This window comes from Aminobacter sp. MSH1, from assembly GCF_003071665.1.
Lineage (GTDB): Bacteria > Pseudomonadota > Alphaproteobacteria > Rhizobiales > Rhizobiaceae > Aminobacter > Aminobacter niigataensis.
The window spans coordinates 1,676,087-1,694,415 of record NZ_CP026265.1 but is presented as its reverse complement, the minus strand read 5'-3'; the positions used below and the strand labels follow the sequence as shown (position 1 = coordinate 1,694,415).

Here is an 18,329-nt window from a genome sequence, read left to right as displayed (position 1 = left end):
CTTGCGCGATCACAATTGCGAATCCGGACCCCTGGTCCAACAAACAGGAAGTCGAGACCAAAATGCCGATCCTGAACCGAGCCTCCGAAATGCAGGAAGAGATCGCCGGCTGGCGCCGCTACCTGCACCAGAAGCCGGAGCTGAATTTCGACGTCTTCGAGACCGCCGACTTCGTCGTGGGCAAGCTCAAGGAATTCGGCTGCGACGAAATCGTCACCGGTCTTGGCAAGACCGGCGTCGTCGGCATCATCAAGGGCGGCCTTGGCACAGGCGGCACGATCGGCCTGCGCGCCGACATGGATGCGCTGCCGATCGAGGAGATCACCGGCAAGCCTTATGCCTCGACGGTACCTGGCAAGATGCATGCCTGCGGCCATGACGGCCACACCGCCATGCTGCTCGGAGCTGCGAAATATCTGGCGGAGACGCGCAACTTCGCCGGCTCCGTCGCCGTCATCTTCCAGCCCGCCGAAGAAGGCGGCGGCGGTGGCAACGAGATGGTCAAGGACGGCATGATGGAACGCTTCGCGATCCAGAAGGTGTTCGGCATGCACAACATGCCGAGCCTGCCGGTCGGCCAGTTCGCCATCCGTCCGGGCGCCATCATGGCGGCGACCGCCGAATTCACCATCACCGTCACCGGCAAGGGCGGCCATGCCGCGATCCCGCACCGCGCTATCGACCCCATCGTCGCCGGCAGCCAGCTGGTCGCGGCGCTGCAGACCATCGCCTCGCGCTCGACCGACCCGGCCGAGGCGATCGTCGTTTCGGTGACCAAGTTCATCGCCGGCTCTGCCTATAACGTCATTCCCGAGCACGCGATGCTCGCCGGCACGGTGCGCACGCTGAAGAAGGAAGTGGCCAAGCTCGCCGAAGCGCGCATGAACGCGATCTGCCGCGGTGTCGCGGAGACCACAGGCACCGAGATCAAGCTCGACTACGACGCCAACTACCCCGTCACCGTCAACCACCCCGAAGAGACGGTGTTTGCCGGCGATGTCGCCGCAACAGTGGCCGGCGAGCCGCAGGTGCACCGGGCGATCCAGCCGCTGATGGGCGGCGAGGACTTTTCCTACATGCTGGAAGCACGCCCCGGCGCCTTCATCTTCATCGGCAACGGCGACAGCGCCAACCTGCATCACCCCGCCTACGACTTCAACGACGAGGTCATCCCCCACGGTGTCAGCTACTGGGTGCGGCTGGCCGAGACGGCGCTCGCCGCCTGACGAAAATCGGAGGCGGCAACGGCGCGACAGAGGTTTTGCCGCTGCCGCTGATGTTCGGCAAAAACCGTTGGCGAATCCGCCGGAAGCCGCTATGTGTGCAGCCGAGTGGTCCCGTAGCTCAGTAGGATAGAGCGGCAGATTCCTAATCTGTAGGTCACAGGTTCGATTCCTGTCGGGATCACCAACAAAATCAACGGCTTAGCTTCCGATTTCTGCTGGTGACATGTTGCGCCATGTTGCAACTGAGTTCCCTTGATTTCCAAGGGTTTTCACTCACACTCGGCTAGTCGACGCGACATGGAATGCGACATAGACTGAATGCCCCACCTCGCTGACGGGCGCACTTGCGGAAGAAAACAAGCGTCCGCATCTCGGAGAATTTCGAAGGTCGTTATGCCTGCCTTTACGGACTCGACCAGGATCAAGAGCTTGCCAACAAGAAACGGCTAGTAGCATGTGATGTGTTTGCGCGTGTCGAAAGCAGGGCATTGGATCTAGGCTTCTGCTGAAATCCGCTCGGACGCGAGTATCGCCGATGCGATACTTTGTGCGCGGAGTGCGACCTACCCGAAGATGCAGGTACAGGAGGAAGGGTATGGAGTGGATTATCGGCATTGCCGCAGCGGTCTTGGTACTGGCCAAGCTATTTGGCGGCAGAGAAACTCGCGCCAGGCATTCATCAGAAAGAAGAGCGTCGACCTACAGCAGCCGTGAGTACGCAACCATTTTCGAGAATGGCAGGCATCATCCTGTTACCTCAGAACAAGCCGCAGGAATGTTTGCAGGCATCCGGGGAAAACTCAAAGAGCACCGCAACACCGCAAAGGCGATTCAAAGGCTGGCGGACAAGTTCGCGGAAACCGGAAGGCTTGACGAGGATGCCTATGCCAAACTTGCAAACGCCGATGTGGACGTAGGCCGCACACTCGCAGAGGCGGAAACCCTCAACGACAAGCTGTATTTCAACAGCGATTCCGTGAGCGCGCGCTATTACAAATTTGTAGACGATCTATCAGAGGTAGAATCTGACATTGAAAGCGCGCGCGAGGAAATCGCAGACATACGAACATGGGCCGATGACGGCGATTTCATGCCTCAGAAGCTGGCAAGACCCAAGGCAACCAAAGAGCCCACCAGGGGGCAGCGAAAGTCATGAGCATTTGGCCCAGCACGATCTCTTCTTGGTTATGCGGAAGCAGTAGGCGGCAGTAAGTTGGATGGCGCCCGTTAGAGCAGGCGTGGCGATGAGTTCGTCGCAGTGAAGCGTTCCATGTTCCGAAGCGCGGGCTTGCCTCATGGTGACCGACCCGATTTTTGCCTTAACCTCCGAAGGGCTTCGACCGGTGCGTCGGACTCTCCTTTGGGTATGACAATATCATCCTCCAACCGGACGCCCATAACGTCGACGTCATTCGGACCGATCTGCCATGCATCCCTGGGGAAAACTTTCCGCTTCAGGATCGCGTGGTCCATATGCAAATCGGCATTTCCGTACGAATCGACCGATGCCGGAGCCAGAAAGAAAACGCCACACGCATCTAGCTGTTTGAGGAAACCCTCTAGGTTTCGGTGGTTATTGACCGGCATCGTGTTCATGCGGGCCAGATTGATGAAACGCTTCGAGCTACCCAGCATGATGCTGTCGAGGCTCTGGGTTATGTAGCCGCGGTAGTGGAAGGGGTTGGACTTATCGATACCCTTGATGATGGATATCCGGATCTCGTCATTCTCGTCCGCCTTGCCGAAGCGTTCGCGCCACTCGTCGAATATGGCAGTTCCCTCGCCTTTGTTTCTGAACATCAACCCGAGCACCGGCGGCTGATCTATCTCTGAGAGGCCGTACAACATCCCCTGCCAGATAGCGGCATCCCAGAGCTTCTTGTTAATCACCGTTCGAACGACAAGATCACCGTGGCTCTGGATATCCTCCAGCTCGCTACCGTCCTTGTCCTGCATCGGATTGGCCCCGGCGTCTTCATCGTCGTTGGTTTCGTTGAACGCCTTACGGCGAACTCCGACGTTTGGCGCCGTCGGCGCTGCATCCGCCAAAGGATAGGCACGTTTTATCCAATGGTCCCAGTCGGAGATACGACCAGCATGGGCACCGAACAACCGCTGCCTGGATATACCCGAATGGCAGAATAACGTGGCACGATCAAAAATCTGCTCCTTTTCGACCAGCTCCTCGATCGTGTGGATTGGATCCTGGACAACCGCCATGCTCATCATGACATGGACGCTTGTCGCAATGAGGTGATTGTTAAACGCCTGAAGTGCGACAGGGTCCGTCATAGACCATTTCGAGGGAACGGTCGCATCAATGGAGTCGCCCCGTCCCTCATCGACGGTTCCGTCCTCAAGCACATCCGACCTCAGCGCCCGGATCATGAATCGGTCCACATACGGGATCACACCGGTGTTGAGGAGTGTTGCTGCGAAACCCTCGAGGGCTGCGGCATAAGCCTCAGCTTGCAGGAAGCCGTCCTTGGAGCTGTCTGAGAGAACTTCAATCCCTACCCCGAGCACCTTCGTGCGAAGTTTGTCGAACACGTCATCGAAAATGACCAGCCTCTTGGGCAGGTCAGCGGATGCCGGTTGGGCGGCCGCGGCTTCCAGCATCCGATTCAGCTCGTCGTCCTGCGTTCCGGGGGGCACGGAGCCATCTGACCGAAGCACATCCGAATGGCCAAGCCGATGCAGGAGCATGATACGGGAGCCGAATAGTCCGAGCCGTTCGAGTATGTCGGGAAGCCGAGCAAGCCGGGAGATCTCATCTACTGGCTGAACCGTCACAAGGCAGGCCAGCAAGTGGTCGAACTCGATGTTGCCCTTCTGCACCCTTTCCCGGCTGGCGTCGTCGAGGGGCATTTGGCTACTCAGTGTCACAAGGTAGTGATGTGCGGCCAAAGCATCAACTACATGCCCCAGTTGAAGGGACACCATCCGCAGGAGCTTCAGTGCGGGGATCATTTCAACCCGCGCTTCTCCCTCTGTTTCTGACAGTGCCGAATACTGAATGGACGACGCTAACGCGGTGGTGCGTGCCGCCCAAAGAAGCCCAGCACCCCTGTATCCAACCGAAAGAAGGTAGAGCGACTCTGACTGCTTCTCTCGGCTCTCCTCTTTGGACAAATTTACGACAGCGCGCCCAAGCCACTTTATCGCGTCGATCGGCTTTTCACGCCCGAGCTTCCTTTCTCCCTGAGTCAGATACACCTCACCCGCCTTAAGTTCCTTACTTCGTTCCGCCATGAAGTCAGCAAGCTGCTCGACCAACCGATCGAAGGCATCGCTGTCAGGAACGAATTCGGAAAGTGCGTCGACGACGGTATCAATCAACCCGGCAGGAAACTCGCCCAGTCCCCGAGCGCGATCTATGATCCCTGAGATCGACGTCCAAACCTGGTCCCAGCCACCGCCCTTGCCCGCGAGCATCGCCATGTTCAAGTCAAGGAAAACCAGCAAAGTTTCCGCGTGGAGTGCATTATTCGGCCGGAGCGGATCTTGCGAGAGAGCGAGCAGTTTGTCGTTCAATCTCGTCGATCTGATCTTGAGATCGAGGTCCTCCAGCGAGGCGAGCTTCTGTACAACGCGGGAGACTAGTATTTGGTGGAGGTTGCCGACCCTGCCGACATGCTCGGCATTGTCGCTCGTGAATGCGATCCTTTCGACCTCGTCGTACAGATCATGCATCGCTTCAATATCATCGTGCCACCATACTGCAGTCCAGGCGTGCTCGTAGACTGCCCGCAAATGCTGGCTGTTCGCTCCGTACTTCTTCGCGAGCCTGATCGCACGCTCGAAACGACCGTCGGTTTCGAAACGTGGCTTTTCAAGCTCGCGCGACAACCGCGCTGCATCGAAGGACACCGTCACCGACTGCGCCCGGTCACTTCCTTCCGTGCCCAGAGAACCCAGCAAGACTTCCAATTCGCCCAAAGCCTGCTGTCGCCTGAAGTCATTTGGTCCGATCGCAACCTTGTCAGGCTCGTGCTCACCTGCCTTTAGATAGTCGAAGGCCAAGTCCTTGTGGCCGTGACCGAAGACCTGATCAATGATCCATTCCCGATCGAGAATGGTGACCGCAATCCCATGTTTGGTCGTAAGCTCCTGTTCCAGCTTTAGGCGATCAGCCTGTCTTGCCGGCCGGCTCGTCATGAAAACGACCCGATTGTAGTCTCGACCCGTCTCGGCAATACCCTCGACGTCGGACGTTACCTTGGATTTCCAGGTCTTCTTCGCGCTGAAGGCGAAGCCCCAGCTTTCTTCACCGCTTCGGGCGGTCCCTACATACCAACGCTCGGCGATATCTACGCCGACGGGATAAGTCTCGGAGTCGACCTTTCCGTCGCCGCCCCCTTCCGGGCCGGTCTGCGGGCGAAGGTTCGGGCACAGGCTTCTCTCGGCAAGCTTACGGCAAAAGTTCTCGAAATCTTTGTGCTGGTTACGATCAGTAAGCGTGTCGAGATGATTGCGGAACTCGGACTCGCTCAGTCGGTAGGCGTCCGTCCTTTCGCTGTCCGAGTAAAGATACGGTCGCCAAACCCTCATCAACTCGGATGGCGATGGGAATTTTTGCATGAAACCTCCACACCAGAAAGCCTAACATGGCCCAGAAAGGATTCGCTATGGCGTGGCAATTGAAAGCAGGAATTCTGGTCGTGTCATGCCGAGACCTTGCAGTTCAGAAGCACCCAGTGTGAGGTGAGGTTATACGGCTGGCCATCGTGTATGCGACGATCGGTAGCCCAAAGTTGCCGTGGCAGCATCCTTGGGGCGGAGCCGAACACTTGGCAAAACTCGGGGCATCTGCATGGGGGGGGGCGCATGGCATCGAGACCGACGATTACTGGGCGTGCAACATCGCTGGCGCATGCGTTTGTCCACGCGATTATTCCCCGAGAGGTCGACGCGGCCGCGCAGGCCAGCCTTTACAGGGCGGCGGGAATCAACGAGCGAGAGTGCGTCTATTGCGGCGCGCTGGCGACGGACTTAGACCACCTAAGGGGCCTTGTTAAGGCCGGGCGCCCGTCGGGCCATTTCCACACCACCAACAACCTCGTACCGTCATGCGGCCCATGTAATCAGTCCAAGGGAGCAGCCGACTGGAAGCAGTGGATGCTGGGGCAGGCTAGGGGTTCGCCTATCCGAAAGGGTATCGCCGATATCCATGAACGGATTGAGCGCCTAGAGGCCTTTGAGCGCCAGGCGGGTAAGGTCGACGCCACGTCAAACGAAGCACTACGCGATATCGTTGGTCCCGAGCTCTGGGACCGCTATTGGCAACGGCTAGACGAGTTGAAGGCTCTTATGGTCGCGGCCCAGCGTGAAGCAATCCAAATTGAGCAGATCCTCTCCGGCGCGCAGAGAGAGCCTGCGTCGATGGAGGATGTACCGCAATGAACCGTCCCGCCAGCAAGGCTTTCGACCTAACCAGCATCCTGCCGGGGCTTCATCCAATACGGCATAAAGCCCTGATCAGGGGCATCAGGGCTTTTCACGCCGTTGTGTCCGTCACATTGGATCTCAACCACGTGCGCATGTCTGTCGATACATTGCGGGGCCTCGATATCGCCGACACTTCCCATGAAACGTCGCAGCTTGGCAGCGCACTGTTGACCCATGCCGTTGTCATCTATGCTCGAGCGACACATTCCAAGGCCGTCGACAGATACCAAGTCGGTGTAACTGGCGCATACCACCATGCGGCGTTGAAGGCTAAGCACGAGGAAATCATACGCATGCGCGACAAGAGCATCGCGCATTTCGGTCCAGGCAAAAACCGTTGGAACGACGACCGCGTCGTGCTTCTCGAACAGGATAAGGGCAGCGCCCTAACCGTCGTACATCACCGGACGAATCTTGCAGGTGGGGTTGTCGAGGACCTCGATACGCTATTGTCAGCCGCCATTCCACACGTGTTGAGGTTGCAGAAGGATAGGGCTGGAGAACTGGACGATGCGCTAGTGAGAGCTGACCAAGAGGCCAACGACCTAATCGATAAGCACGAGTTTGATGTTGCTGCATTTTACCAAGGCTCTGCTGAGCTCGTAGCGAATTTCTGGGGCCAGGCAGCCTTCACACAGACCCGGATAGCGGCAGATGTCGAAGCCCTTGGCGATGGGTCGGAGGGTCATTTCTGAAAATCCAGGACGCGAAGCTGCCCTTCCGCTTTGGCCCAAAACGCGATTCTGAGTAGTGGCCGGCGATGGCCGCACTTGCGCATTTTCAGACGTTGGCCGCACATCAATCTGGTCTAATGTTTCAGACGAGACTAAGCAAAACCGGCGATCTTAAAGGAGGCCCACGCCACTCCGCCCCAAAACACGATCGAGAGCAACTGGCGCTTGATCGAGTGCGGCGGCTTCTGCGCCTCCTCGGTCGGAAGGTACTTCCTGTAAAGCCCGGGCTCATATGCAGCGGGTGCCGTCTCCGGTACCGGGTCAATGCCCCGGCTCTGCTTCATCCGACGGTCGAAGGCGTAGGAGGCCTCTTGCTCCGTTGCGCCGGCGCGATACTTCCGAAACACCGGCGACGCCTCGACAATTGCCTGGCGCTCGATCGAGGACACCATGCCGATCTGGCCCGACGGCGGGATGATCCGCACCTTCTCCACCTTCGTCGGTATGTTGTCGTCTTCCATCACCGAAATCAGCGCCTCGCCAATGCCCATGGTGGTGATCTCGGCGCGGACGTCGACACCACGATTGGGACGGAAGGCGTCGGCAGCGGCGCGCACCATGCGCTGCGCGCTAGGCGTGTAAGCGCGGAGAGCATGCTGGATCCTGGTACCGAGCTGCGCCAGCACCGTGTCAGGCACGTCCTGCGGCGATTGCGTGACGAAGAACACGCCGATGCCCTTCGAGCGGACGAGACGCACTAGGCGCTCGATCTGCTGGACAAGCGGCTTCGGCGCGTCATTGAACAGCAGGTGCGCCTCATCGAAAAAGAACACCAGTTTCGGCTTGGCCAGATCGCCGGCCTCCGGCAGCTTGCGGAAGAGCTCGCCGAGCAGCCACAGGAGGAACGTGGCGTAGAGCTTGGGCGCCTCCATCAATTTGTCGGCATGCAGCAGATTGACGACGCCGCGGCCGTCGGCCGCCGTCGCCATGAAGTCGAGGATATCGAAAGGAGGCTCGCCGAACAGGTGAGCGCCGCCCTGCGCCTCGAGCGCGAGGATATTGCGCTGGATTGCCGAGATCGATGAGGCGGTCACGTTGCCGTAACACTGACTAACCTCTTCGCGATTGTCGAGCATGTCGACGAAGGTCCAGCGCAGGTCGTTCAACGTGAGCATGTAGGAGCGCTCGTCTTCCGACTTGCGGAATGCGATCTCCATCGCACCTTCCTGCGTCTGGTTGAGGCCGAGCATGCGTGACAGCAATTGCGCGCCCATGTCCTGCACGCTAGTGCGGACAGGAAGGCCGGCTTTCCCGAAGATATCCCAGAGTGCCACCGGATAGCTGGTCGCCGCCCACCGGCGGCCCAGCGCCGCAGCTCGATCGGCGGCCTTGCCGTTCTCGTCGCCGGCGGCTGCAATTCCAGACAGATCGCCCTTTACGTCGGCCGCGAAGACGGGAATGCCGGCGGCGCTGAATTGTTCGGCTAGGCGCTGCAGCGTGACCGTCTTGCCGGTGCCGGTGGCACCGGTGACGAGGCCGTGCCGATTGGCGAGGCGGTAGGGCAGGCCCATCACCTTGCCGCTGGCGGTCTGTCCGATCTCAAGCTTCATGATGCCCCTCTCCCTCCCAGGCTCACTGCGAGCACTCAAAAGCTAGCACAAATCATCGTTTTTCTCAACAAAATCATATAAATAACACCAATATAGATCGATCCGCGGATCCTCTAGCTTGCCCGGCGCCAGCCCACGTCGCGCGCTGCACTGCCTTGCTATGTCTGGCGCATGCGGTTGCGTGTGTGGGGTGAGATGGCGCTATGTCTGCCCTATGCCATGCGTGCCGCCTGCCTGCCTTGCCCATTTGCTGCCAGCTCGCACGCCAGCTGGCCGCATGCCTCACGTGCCATGCCATCGAGCACGCGCACCCACACAGGAGCCCGCCAGCGCGTGCCCGTGTGGTGAGGCCTCGCCCCCTCGTGGCATGGTGCTCGTGCGTCCTGGTGCGCCTGCCGGCGGGCGCCATAAAAGCTTTAGGGACCGTATGCCGAGGGGGAGAGGAGCGGGGCGCAGCACCACGAAATAAGCCGCACCTTATCTTTCCTAGGGCGGTTCTTCCCCTGAGACGATTTCGGTCAAGCAAAATCGGGCCGGTGCACGAACCGGGGAAAAGATTTTCGTGATCGGGAAAGCGGACAGCAGCCGGACACGAGCCGGACCAGAGGCGACATTTGGCGAACGGCCGGAAGTCGACGACGGAGTGTTACAATCTGTGAGGTGACGAAAACGGTGCTGAAAAGGCATGTTTTCGCGACCTCCTCCCGTAGCGCTACGAAAGACCGAGCCACGAGGCGGGCCGCGAAAGCGGGCCGCGCCCTACGGGAGACGTCCTCTCCTTCGTATGAATTCTTTAATAGAAGAGATTGGCACGCTTCATCGAAGCCCGGCCGCGCCGCCACAGACATGAAAACTTAATTAAGAAGCCCTGTGCAGTATCGGCACAGCACACCTCGGCGCGTAAAACGGGACGTACGACATGCGAGCACTAGATCAGGCAATTTCGGCGCCTTGGGCCATGCTTCCAGAGCGGGTCGAAGAGCTTATTGCAATGGCATCCAGGGAGAACACCCCGACGCCTGAGGCACTGGAGGCTTATCGGGCAAACCGCGCAGATCGAGGCGAGCGCATGGCGGTGCGCGACAACGTTGCCATCCTTGAGGTCGCCGGCCCGCTCTTCAAGCGGGCCAACCTCTTCGTCCATTTCTCGGGCGCCACTTCCTACGAGATCCTGCGACGCGATCTCCAGGCTGCGCTCGACGATCGCGCCGTTGACGCAATAATGATTAAAGTCGACAGCCCTGGTGGCGAGGCAAACGGCTGTGACGAGCTCGCGGCTGCGATCTATGCCGCCAGGGGCAGGAAGCCTATCCACGCGTTTGTAAGCGGCATGGCCTGCAGCGGCGGCTATTGGATTGCTTCGGCGGCCGACAGGATGATCGTGAGCGATCTCGCGGTACTGGGATCGATCGGCGTTGTGCTCGGCATCGCGGATCGAAAGAAGGCAGATGAGCGCGCCGGCATCACGAGGGTTGATTTTGTCTCTTCGCAGTCGCCTGGCAAGCGCCCAGACGTTGAGACTGACGAAGGGCGCCAGCGCGTCCAGAAGATGGTCGACGACCTGGCCGCTGTGTTCGTGTCCGCCGTCGCGAAACACCGCAACGTTAGCGCCAAAACGGTAGTCTCCAAGTTCGGCAGCGGCGGCGTCGAGATCGGCGCTAACGCGGTGGGGCTGGGCATGGCCGACGAGGTCGGCCAGTTCGAAACTGCTCTACAAGGTCTATCTGCTCGCGGACGACGAACCAAGATCTCGCAATCGACACGCCCTTCGGCGGCCACGCATTCACCATTGCCATTGGCGGCTCTCGTAGAGTGCGCACCGTCAAATCCGACCGCGGCCGGATCCGTTAGCGGTGCGATTCCTATCGGCGAAGTCGGGGAACAGACAGTCGCATCAGTGCGTGAAAGGTATCGGGCCTTCTCCGCGATCGAGGAGCGCTCAACCTTGCCAACACTGCACGCGCATCTACGTGACCGAACCTCAGTCTCGGCCCGCGAAGGCGGCGCTGTCCTGAAGGCAACAGCCAATGACCTTCAACGGCTTTCGGCCGGCCCGGTCGAAGATCTCGAGATCGCATATTTGCGCAGAAAGATAGCCGCGGGCGCCATTGGCCTCGAAGGTTACAAGCTAACCTGAACATGCGTAGCGCACTGGCGGTGTTCACGCCAACGCTCAGTGATAATCGGATGCTTGGCGGTTGCCAGCGCATCTTGAAAAACCCCTCGAAATCCTTGGGAGAACAGTCCCGCAGAGTGGCGCTGCCGCATTGACCTTTGATAACGTTTCGCCGGAGGACAACATGTATCTTTCAAGGCGATTCTTGGTCGGAGACCGAGCGTATAGTGAAGCGCAGCTTCTTCGCGTGGGCTCAGTGTTCATCATTCTCGCCGAACCTGGCGCGGGAAAGACCGAACTGCTCGGGAAATTTGGCTCGTTACTTGGCGGCCTGCCTGTACGCGCCAGCGTGTTTCGCAGCCGCCAGGTTACTGCGTCCAGGATGCCGCTCATCATCGACGCAATGGATGAAGTTGCCCGCATCGACCGTCTGGCGCTCGACGATATTGTCGTCAAGGCGAGCGACGCACAAGGCCAAACTGTAGTGTTTGCCGGTCGATCGAGCGAGTGGGACTCATCCGTTACTGAGCATGTGAAAGACAGTTTCGGCGTTGACCCCGTGGTTGTCCGGCTCGAACCATTCGCGACGGACGAGCAACGCCAACTCTTTGAAGCAAAGTTCCCGGGAGAGGTGTTCGAAGACTTCGTGAACGAGGCGGGGCGCTTCGAGCTGGTGCCGCTTTTTGGCAATCCTCAGTTCCTGCAGCTGTTCGGTGAAGCGTATGTGGAAAGCGGACACTCTTTCACGTCCAAGAACGCCATTTTCGCCGACGCCGTCCGCCGTCTCGCGCACGAGGCGAACAATAAGGTGTCGCAAAAAGGCCGCCCGCCTCTGAACCGCATCATCGAGCTCGCCGGCGAGGTCTTCGCGAAACTGATGCTATCGGGCGTATCTGGCGTAAGCGCGACCGAGGTGTTGGGCGTGGGCGAATTCCCTTACATAGCCGGCCTTGTGTCCGACGCGGCGCGGGAAGCGCGTTTTCTGATGGATACGCGTTTGCTCAAACCCTCTGTCGAAGCGGGGCAGCATGAGCCTGTTCACCGCATCGTCGCCGAATACTGCGCCGCCCGCTACCTGGTGAGCCGGATCGAGGATTCCAGCGACCTCCTGTCCTTGCCTCGTGTCCTCGCTGTCATAGCGCCCAACAATGTGGTCCGCACCGAATTGCGCGGCATGCTGGGGTGGATGGCGGCGCTATCTAGCGAGACCATGCAGACAACGCTCGTCGAGCTCGATCCTTATGCGGTATTTGCGAATGGCGATCCATCGCAGTTGACGGCGAAGGCAAAGAAGGCACTTCTTGCGAAGCTTGCACAGATTGCAGAGGATGATCCCTATTTCCGGCGGAGCGATGTTTGGCGCCAATTCAATGTCGGTGGCTTTTTCACCTCGGACATCCAAGCCGATGTTGCCGAGATTCTGAAACCAAGCGGAGGCAGCCAATCGCTGCGCCAGCTCGTGCTCGAACTCATACAGTCGTCTGGTGCTGCCTCGCAGTTTGGGACTGAGCTGCGCGCACTGACCTTTGATCACCACGGTCATGCCTCGGTCCGCAAGATAGCGCACTCGGCGCTCTTAGACGTCGTGGGTTATGATCCCGTTCCCGATCTCGCCGCACTGCAGGCGGAGGCCAGCGCCCTATCGCTCGAGCTTGCCGCAAACGTTGTCCGTAAAGTCGGCGCGACAAAGGTCACGGCCCCCGTCGTTGCCGACCTGCTGCGAGGGCTCTCAGGGCTCTACTCGAAACGTCTCCATGCGCGCAACGAACTAAGTGGCTCCCTCTACTTCATCCGCGCCCTCGTCGAGACGCTCGATCTTCCAGTTGTGGTCACCGCCCTTGATGAGCTGACCCAAAATCTGGTGTGCACCTGCAATCCAAGATACGACGCACTTTGCGAATGTCGCCGTGGCGTCAGCAAGGTTGCGGGCTTTCTCCTTGATCGCTACTTCGCGCTCGGCGTACCGGCCGATGCGACAACGCTATGGGTATGGCTTAAGCCTCTCCGTTTCAAAGACTACACCGCGAGTGATAGCAGCGCGGCCGTCGTCGCGCTTGCCAACGCTCACCAGCTCCGGAGACAGATCAATGGCTCGCCCTCACGGAGGACCCCGACCCCGAGGCTACAAAAGAAGCGATGAGGCGCCTCTTCGCAAATTCCACTCATTCGGGAATCCGTTTTCACACCGGTGATATGGAGACGCTCGCGGAGCTGGCATTCGCAGAAGACAATGTGCCGGTGTGGAGCGCCATGTGGCGCGCACACGACCGGTACGACACAAGCAGGCGTTCGCACCCCATCCGCACGCTTCAGCGGGCACATTCGCACCAGAAGACCGCGTTTATGGCGGAGTGGGCAAAGCAAACGACCAACAGGCGCGAGATCAATCGCCGGTCTAAATTCCGCACTCGGTCTCGGCGCCGCAGCTACGAGGCCCGCGAAGCACGGATCGAGGAAGAGAAGCGGAATAGCCTGCTTACCGAGCGGGCGAAGATCGAAGCTGGCGAACATTGGGCCTGGCTTCGCCACTTCGCGTTCCTCTATCTCCTCGAACCGGAGAAGCTGACGGAGAACGTCGATTATGGCGAAACGCCGCTGCTAGCCATCCGCAACTGCATCCCCTTTCTGACGCCGCACGTTCCAAGTCTACAGGTGCTTGGCGAGCGCCAGCAGACGAACATCGCCGAAGTGTTGCTGGCACATTGCATCGTCCGGTTCCGGGACGGAACGCCGCTCGACGATTTGTCCCAGCCGATCCTCCGGGCGGCAGCGACACAGATGGCCAGCTATCCCGCCTTTGAGGATGACAACGAGAGGAAGGCTCTCGACGCCGAATTCGAACGCTTGGTGTTCGCGCTGCCGAGTGCTCCAGAAGAGTTCGCAAGGGACTTCATCGAGCCTGCCTTGGGTCTAGAAGCCGATAGTGCAACGCGTGTCCGTTGGCTGGACAACAAGCCTCCCTTCCATCACTTGCGTCCAACTGTACCCTTGGAATGGCTGGAAACGTACCCACAAATGCCGCTGCACCAGGCGCAGACTCTGTTTCAAATGGCAGCGGATCATGGGGATCGCGAGCAGGTAAACGCGCTGATTGATCGTCGCTTCAATGATCATTGTGTCGACAGTGGCGAGGACACCGAGGCTGATAAGCTGGTTAGGGCTAAGCATCGCTATTGGGCGTTGAACGCCTTCTTCTACAGCACGACCACGTTTGAGATGGCGTGGGAAGAGCTTCGGCATGACAAGAACAACCTCCTTGCCATCCAGGATCGCGTCGGCCTCTTCGGTTATGCTCAAGCGGGGAAGGTGCCAGCCCTGTCAGCGGAAATGATCTATCGCTTGATGGACAGTTTTGTAGACGAGTGGCCAAAGGTTCCGTTGCCGAGCAGCTGGGGCACTAGCTCCCCGAAAGGCGAACGCGCCTATCGGTTTTTGGACAGTCTTGTGTGGCGACTTGGAGGTGATACGCCATCGCGTAAGCTCCCGGTGATCGAGCGCATGCTGGAGGACGCGCGTTTCGCGGAATTCCGGGAAAAGCTGCTCACCGTAAGGGCGGAAGCGCGCCGCCAACTAGCGCTGCAGGATTTCAGGGCACCGTCTCCGGCCGATGTATGCGCCCTGCTCGATCACAATGGGATCGCGAGCGTCGAGGACCTGCGCGCGCTTGTCGTCGAACAACTTGCCGAAATGCAAATCTGGCTAAAGGGCATCGATACCGACCCGTTGGTGACGTTCTACAATAACGAGAAGCATGTTGACGAGAACACAGGCCGGAACCGTGTCGTCGACTTCCTCAGGGGACGAATGACGGCGCTCGCACTGTCGGTCGTGATCGAGCATCATATGGCATCCGGCAATCGCTGTGATTTCACGGTGTCCGCAACCATTTCGGGCGCAAGCAGCTTGCTAGTGGTCGAGGTCAAGGGTCAGTGGCATTCGGAGTTGTTCACGGCGGCCTCGGCGCAGCTCAAAGATCGCTACTCAATCCATCCCAACGCTGCAGGACAGGGCATCTTTCTGGTGTTCTGGTACGGCGATGGGGGAGACAGCATCGCCGGGAAGGTTGACCCGACAATCACGTCCGCCGAACAGTTGAAGAAGGCCATCCTCGCCCAGATGTGCGAGGAGTTGCAAACAGTCATCAATGTGGTGGTGCTCGACGTCTCGCGCCCCCCAACGGTCGCAAAGGTGCCGAGGAAGAAACGTGCCGCAAGGCAAAAGGCCAATAGAGAAAGCTGAAGCACACCCAACGGTCCACTATTGCCAGACGCAAACGTCGCGATCCGACATAGTAGGTTGGGAAAGCGAATGGACGATATCGACGATTCAGGAACTGTGCCCGCATCTTGTAGAGGCCTCCAAGACCTGCACTCCCCTGTCCTACAACACCAGAACCTCGCGGGCAGTAGAAAGTTTGGGATCGAACTTTCCGTCTGTAACGGCCGCATAGAGATCGTCTTCGATGGCGCACGAGGCAATCCGGCGCAGATACTCTTCGGGCTGTATCCCGACTCCCTTAGCCCGCTTCGTTAGGATCATGCGCTGCTGGACGGTCAAAGATACCGGCACGTGGCCCCGGCGGCGCCCACCCGTCTTGTCAATCGGTAGGCCCCACTTCTTCCAAAGGGCTCGCACCGTTGCCGAATCCGTGCCGTCATTCAGATGCTCGACAATGTCCGTCGACGTGCGCCCCTGCCCCGTCATGAAGCCAATAAGACCAGCTTTGGCATTGGTCCACTTTTCCGCAAAGAGCTGAGGCGCGCGATAGCGTTCCGACGATCTCCGGTTCACCTTCGTGCGTTTGGGGCGGTCCTCATTGTCTCCGCTAGGCTGTGCTCTCTGCGCATCAGCTGCTGCCATGCTAGGCTCCATTGATAGTTTTTTCAGATTGGATTTGCTATTTTCGATAAATTTTTCTTGTACTCATTGATTGATCGTTAAGGGGTGTTCGCATGGCACAAACATTGGTCGGCCGGCTCCAACTCGTTGTCCAAGCCATGGGCCTCGGCGAGGCAAAGAAGGTAGGCAATTCCATTCGTGACATAGAGACGGCTGCCAAGCGGCTATCCGCAGCATCGTGGGGTAGCAGTTTCCAGAGGCAAATCGAAAAGATCGGCGTCGGCGCCAGGCAGATTGATGAGGTCCGCAAATCTTGGGGACGGCTTGAGCGGGATATGTCGTCCCGTGGCCTGTCCAAGGCACTGCAGAAGAGCGAAATCGCCGCTTGGAAGACGGCAACACTTAGCCATCTGGCCGGCGTACGCGCCGGCATGCGAGAGACCGAGGCCGACGCCAAGCGTATCGGCCGAGGCATTCAGACGGCCATGAAGCCTGCCTATCTCATGTTGGGCGGCTACACCGGAACCTACATTGGCAGTATGGCTGGGCGCGAAGCGCTGATCCCGGCGTCTGAGGGCCGCCGGGTGCAGGCCGAGGCGAAATACTCTGGCTTGTCCGAGGCCGAGCGCGGTCGCATCAACAGCCAGGCGGACTTCCTGTCCGGCAAGTACCGCCTGTCCAAATCACAGATTTACGAGGTCATGAAAGAAGCCTCGCTGTCGATGCCGTCCACAGACGCCGCACTTGCGGTCTCCGAGAAGATGGCCCGCGCGTTCCTGGTCCTGTCAAACATGTCGGATGCAGAAAACGCGATCGGCGGCCTGCGGGCGTTCAACAGGGCCATGGACAACATCGAGAAGGTGACGCCGAAGGAATACGGCTTCTTCCTCGAGAATTTCATGAAGGCCCAGCAGGTGGCCGGGAAGGACATCGACCCGGACGCCTACGCGCAGGCTCTCAAATACTCCCGCTCGTCGGGTAAGGTGTACGGCGACGAGTTCCTTTCGCAGTGGTTGCCGTTCCTTATTGCCGAAACCGGCGGTTCGGACGCGGGCACCCAGATCCGCGCAGCCTTCGACCAGTTTATCGTCGGCCGAGCGTCGAAGAAGGCGATAAAGGCGCAGGAAGAGTATGGGATCCGGGGCGCCGACGGTCAGCTGGTTGGTGGAGACCGGACCTTTACGACCAATCCGATCAAGTGGGTGAAGGAGCACCTCATTCCACAGCTGCAGAAGTCGGGCGTTGACATGACCGACGAGACCTCGATCGCAAAGGTTCTCGGCGAGGTCACCAACAACCGCCTTTCGTCGGACCTTCTCAGCCGCATCGTCTTCTCATTCGACCAGTATCAGCGCCTCGTTGAGCAGCGGATGCCCAATGCGGCCGGCCTTGACGCGGCTGACCAGGTCCAGAAGGACAACTCGTTTGCAGCGTGGGCAGGTTTCAAGGACAGCCTCAAGAACCTGTCTGATGCTCTTCTTCCGATGGAGCAAATCAGCGGCGGGCTGAATTCCTTCGCTGACACCATCAACCGGTTTCAGCAGATGGTGCGGGACGGGGATCCCCGAGTTGCCACGGGCCTCGCAGCAGCCGGGGTCGCCGGTGGTGCGTTCGGCGCTTGGAAGCTGGCCTCTGCAGTCTGGGGCCTGATCACCGCAGGCACGGCACTCAACGCGGCGGCCGCTGCGCTGACAGCTGCGGCCGTGGCCCAAGGCGGCCCTGGGGTGCTCGGCGGCGGCGGCGGTGGCAAGAAGGTAAGCGGCGGTTTCGCCGGCTGGGTGGCTGCACTAGGCAGCCGCGCGCCACTGCTATCAACGCTCCTACTGTCCGGCGACACGCCTGGCGGCGGCTCTTGGCGCGATGACCCACGTTCGGCAGCGTTCCTCGCCAACCAACGCATCGCTGCCAGCAAGGAGGGTATCGAGGAGCGTGGCAGGGATACCAGCTTGAACGGTGCAATGATCTCTGGTGGTCCGAATAGGGCAGGCGGGATCCACAGTGCCCTGATGGGCGGTGGCGAGGCGATCGACCGCATGCTGTCCGGCATGGATGCTTTGGCGAAGTCGTCGGCCACGCCGACGGTGGACTCGAGCTCGATCGACGAGGCGATCGTCAAGGGTGAGCGGCTGATCTCCATCTTGCGGAGCGCTGGGGCTGCAATGTCTGCTTCAGCCTCGAATGTGGATAAGGAGCTCCGCCGAACCTACTCGGATTATGGCGTGGCTCCCTGATTGGACCGCAGGGCTCGACCGGCCGACAAGCCCTGCCCTAAAGCTACGCCGCCTCCGCTTGCCGCTTTGCCTCACACTGCTCCCAATGTTTGGAAACCTGCCGCGCACGGCTAGCTCCTGCTGCGGCTGCGATCGAGACCGCCGTTAGAAATCCAATCTCAATTCCGGTGAGTTCGCACGGCATG

The 18,329-nt window shown here is 59.5% G+C and carries 11 protein-coding genes and 1 tRNA gene; 9 read left to right on the top strand and 3 right to left on the bottom strand.

Going from position 1 to position 18,329, the window contains the following annotated elements:
• The first annotated feature begins 62 nt into the window (after positions 1-62).
• The 3 genes from CO731_RS08410 (at position 63) to CO731_RS08400 (ending at position 2,382) form a co-directional block, all read left to right on the top strand.
• Complete coding sequence (locus CO731_RS08410) at positions 63-1,226, top strand: M20 aminoacylase family protein (RefSeq protein WP_108606795.1); 1,164 nt, start codon at positions 63-65, stop codon at positions 1,224-1,226.
• A gap of 107 nt (positions 1,227-1,333) precedes the next feature.
• Positions 1,334-1,410, top strand: a tRNA-Arg gene (locus CO731_RS08405).
• A gap of 411 nt (positions 1,411-1,821) precedes the next feature.
• A complete protein-coding gene (locus CO731_RS08400) occupies positions 1,822-2,382 on the top strand; it encodes a hypothetical protein (protein ID WP_108679430.1) in 561 nt (186 codons plus the stop codon).
• A gap of 137 nt (positions 2,383-2,519) precedes the next feature.
• Here CO731_RS08400 and CO731_RS08395 read toward each other — a convergent pair whose 3' ends face one another.
• A complete protein-coding gene (locus tag CO731_RS08395) occupies positions 2,520-5,807 on the bottom strand; it encodes a hypothetical protein (protein ID WP_159091603.1) in 3,288 nt (1,095 codons plus the stop codon).
• A 246-nt stretch (positions 5,808-6,053) separates the two neighbouring features.
• Between CO731_RS08395 and CO731_RS08390 the strand changes: the two genes are divergently transcribed.
• Both CO731_RS08390 and CO731_RS08385 read left to right on the top strand, forming a co-directional pair.
• On the top strand, positions 6,054-6,629 hold the full coding sequence (locus tag CO731_RS08390; RefSeq protein ID WP_108606792.1) for an HNH endonuclease signature motif containing protein: 576 nt from the start codon (positions 6,054-6,056) through the stop codon (positions 6,627-6,629).
• Positions 6,626-7,369 carry a hypothetical protein gene (locus CO731_RS08385; RefSeq protein WP_108606791.1) on the top strand — a complete coding sequence of 248 codons (744 nt, stop codon included), beginning with the start codon at positions 6,626-6,628 and terminating at the stop codon, positions 7,367-7,369. The genes CO731_RS08390 and CO731_RS08385 overlap by 4 nt, the downstream gene beginning before the upstream one ends.
• A gap of 131 nt (positions 7,370-7,500) precedes the next feature.
• On the opposite strand, the gene CO731_RS08380 is transcribed toward CO731_RS08385, so the two are convergent.
• A complete protein-coding gene (locus CO731_RS08380) occupies positions 7,501-8,958 on the bottom strand; it encodes a helicase HerA-like domain-containing protein (RefSeq protein ID WP_108606790.1) in 1,458 nt (485 codons plus the stop codon).
• A gap of 1,069 nt (positions 8,959-10,027) precedes the next feature.
• Here CO731_RS08380 and CO731_RS08375 point away from each other — a divergent pair.
• From CO731_RS08375 to CO731_RS08365, 3 genes are all read left to right on the top strand, one after another.
• Positions 10,028-11,095: a S49 family peptidase gene (locus CO731_RS08375; RefSeq protein WP_159091602.1), complete on the top strand. Its 1,068-nt coding sequence runs from the start codon at positions 10,028-10,030 to the stop codon at positions 11,093-11,095.
• 163 nt (positions 11,096-11,258) lie between these two features.
• Positions 11,259-13,214, top strand: coding sequence for a hypothetical protein (locus tag CO731_RS08370; protein ID WP_108606788.1), 1,956 nt, complete (start codon positions 11,259-11,261; stop codon positions 13,212-13,214).
• On the top strand, positions 13,211-15,313 hold the full coding sequence (locus tag CO731_RS08365; RefSeq protein ID WP_108679429.1) for a hypothetical protein: 2,103 nt from the start codon (positions 13,211-13,213) through the stop codon (positions 15,311-15,313). The genes CO731_RS08370 and CO731_RS08365 overlap by 4 nt, the downstream gene beginning before the upstream one ends.
• A gap of 141 nt (positions 15,314-15,454) precedes the next feature.
• Here CO731_RS08365 and CO731_RS08360 read toward each other — a convergent pair whose 3' ends face one another.
• Complete coding sequence (locus tag CO731_RS08360; RefSeq protein ID WP_159091601.1) at positions 15,455-15,934, bottom strand: hypothetical protein; 480 nt, start codon at positions 15,932-15,934, stop codon at positions 15,455-15,457.
• A gap of 104 nt (positions 15,935-16,038) precedes the next feature.
• Between CO731_RS08360 and CO731_RS08355 the strand changes: the two genes are divergently transcribed.
• Positions 16,039-18,144: a hypothetical protein gene (locus CO731_RS08355; RefSeq protein ID WP_108679428.1), complete on the top strand. Its 2,106-nt coding sequence runs from the start codon at positions 16,039-16,041 to the stop codon at positions 18,142-18,144.
• Positions 18,145-18,329: the final 185 nt, after the last annotated feature.

What these genes read in the sequence shown, in the direction of transcription:
- CO731_RS08385 (WP_108606791.1), top strand. Translation starts at nt 6,626, where the DNA reads ATGAACCGTCCCGCCAGCAAGGCTTTCGACCTAACCAGCATCCTGCCG.
- CO731_RS08380 (WP_108606790.1), bottom strand. Translation starts at nt 8,958, where the DNA reads ATGAAGCTTGAGATCGGACAGACCGCCAGCGGCAAGGTGATGGGCCTG.
- CO731_RS08410 (WP_108606795.1), top strand. Translation starts at nt 63, where the DNA reads ATGCCGATCCTGAACCGAGCCTCCGAAATGCAGGAAGAGATCGCCGGC.
- CO731_RS08375 (WP_159091602.1), top strand. Translation starts at nt 10,028, where the DNA reads ATGGCGGTGCGCGACAACGTTGCCATCCTTGAGGTCGCCGGCCCGCTC.
- CO731_RS08365 (WP_108679429.1), top strand. Translation starts at nt 13,211, where the DNA reads ATGAGGCGCCTCTTCGCAAATTCCACTCATTCGGGAATCCGTTTTCAC.
- CO731_RS08360 (WP_159091601.1), bottom strand. Translation starts at nt 15,934, where the DNA reads ATGGCAGCAGCTGATGCGCAGAGAGCACAGCCTAGCGGAGACAATGAG.
- CO731_RS08390 (WP_108606792.1), top strand. Translation starts at nt 6,054, where the DNA reads ATGGCATCGAGACCGACGATTACTGGGCGTGCAACATCGCTGGCGCAT.
- CO731_RS08395 (WP_159091603.1), bottom strand. Translation starts at nt 5,807, where the DNA reads ATGCAAAAATTCCCATCGCCATCCGAGTTGATGAGGGTTTGGCGACCG.
- CO731_RS08400 (WP_108679430.1), top strand. Translation starts at nt 1,822, where the DNA reads ATGGAGTGGATTATCGGCATTGCCGCAGCGGTCTTGGTACTGGCCAAG.
- CO731_RS08370 (WP_108606788.1), top strand. Translation starts at nt 11,259, where the DNA reads ATGTATCTTTCAAGGCGATTCTTGGTCGGAGACCGAGCGTATAGTGAA.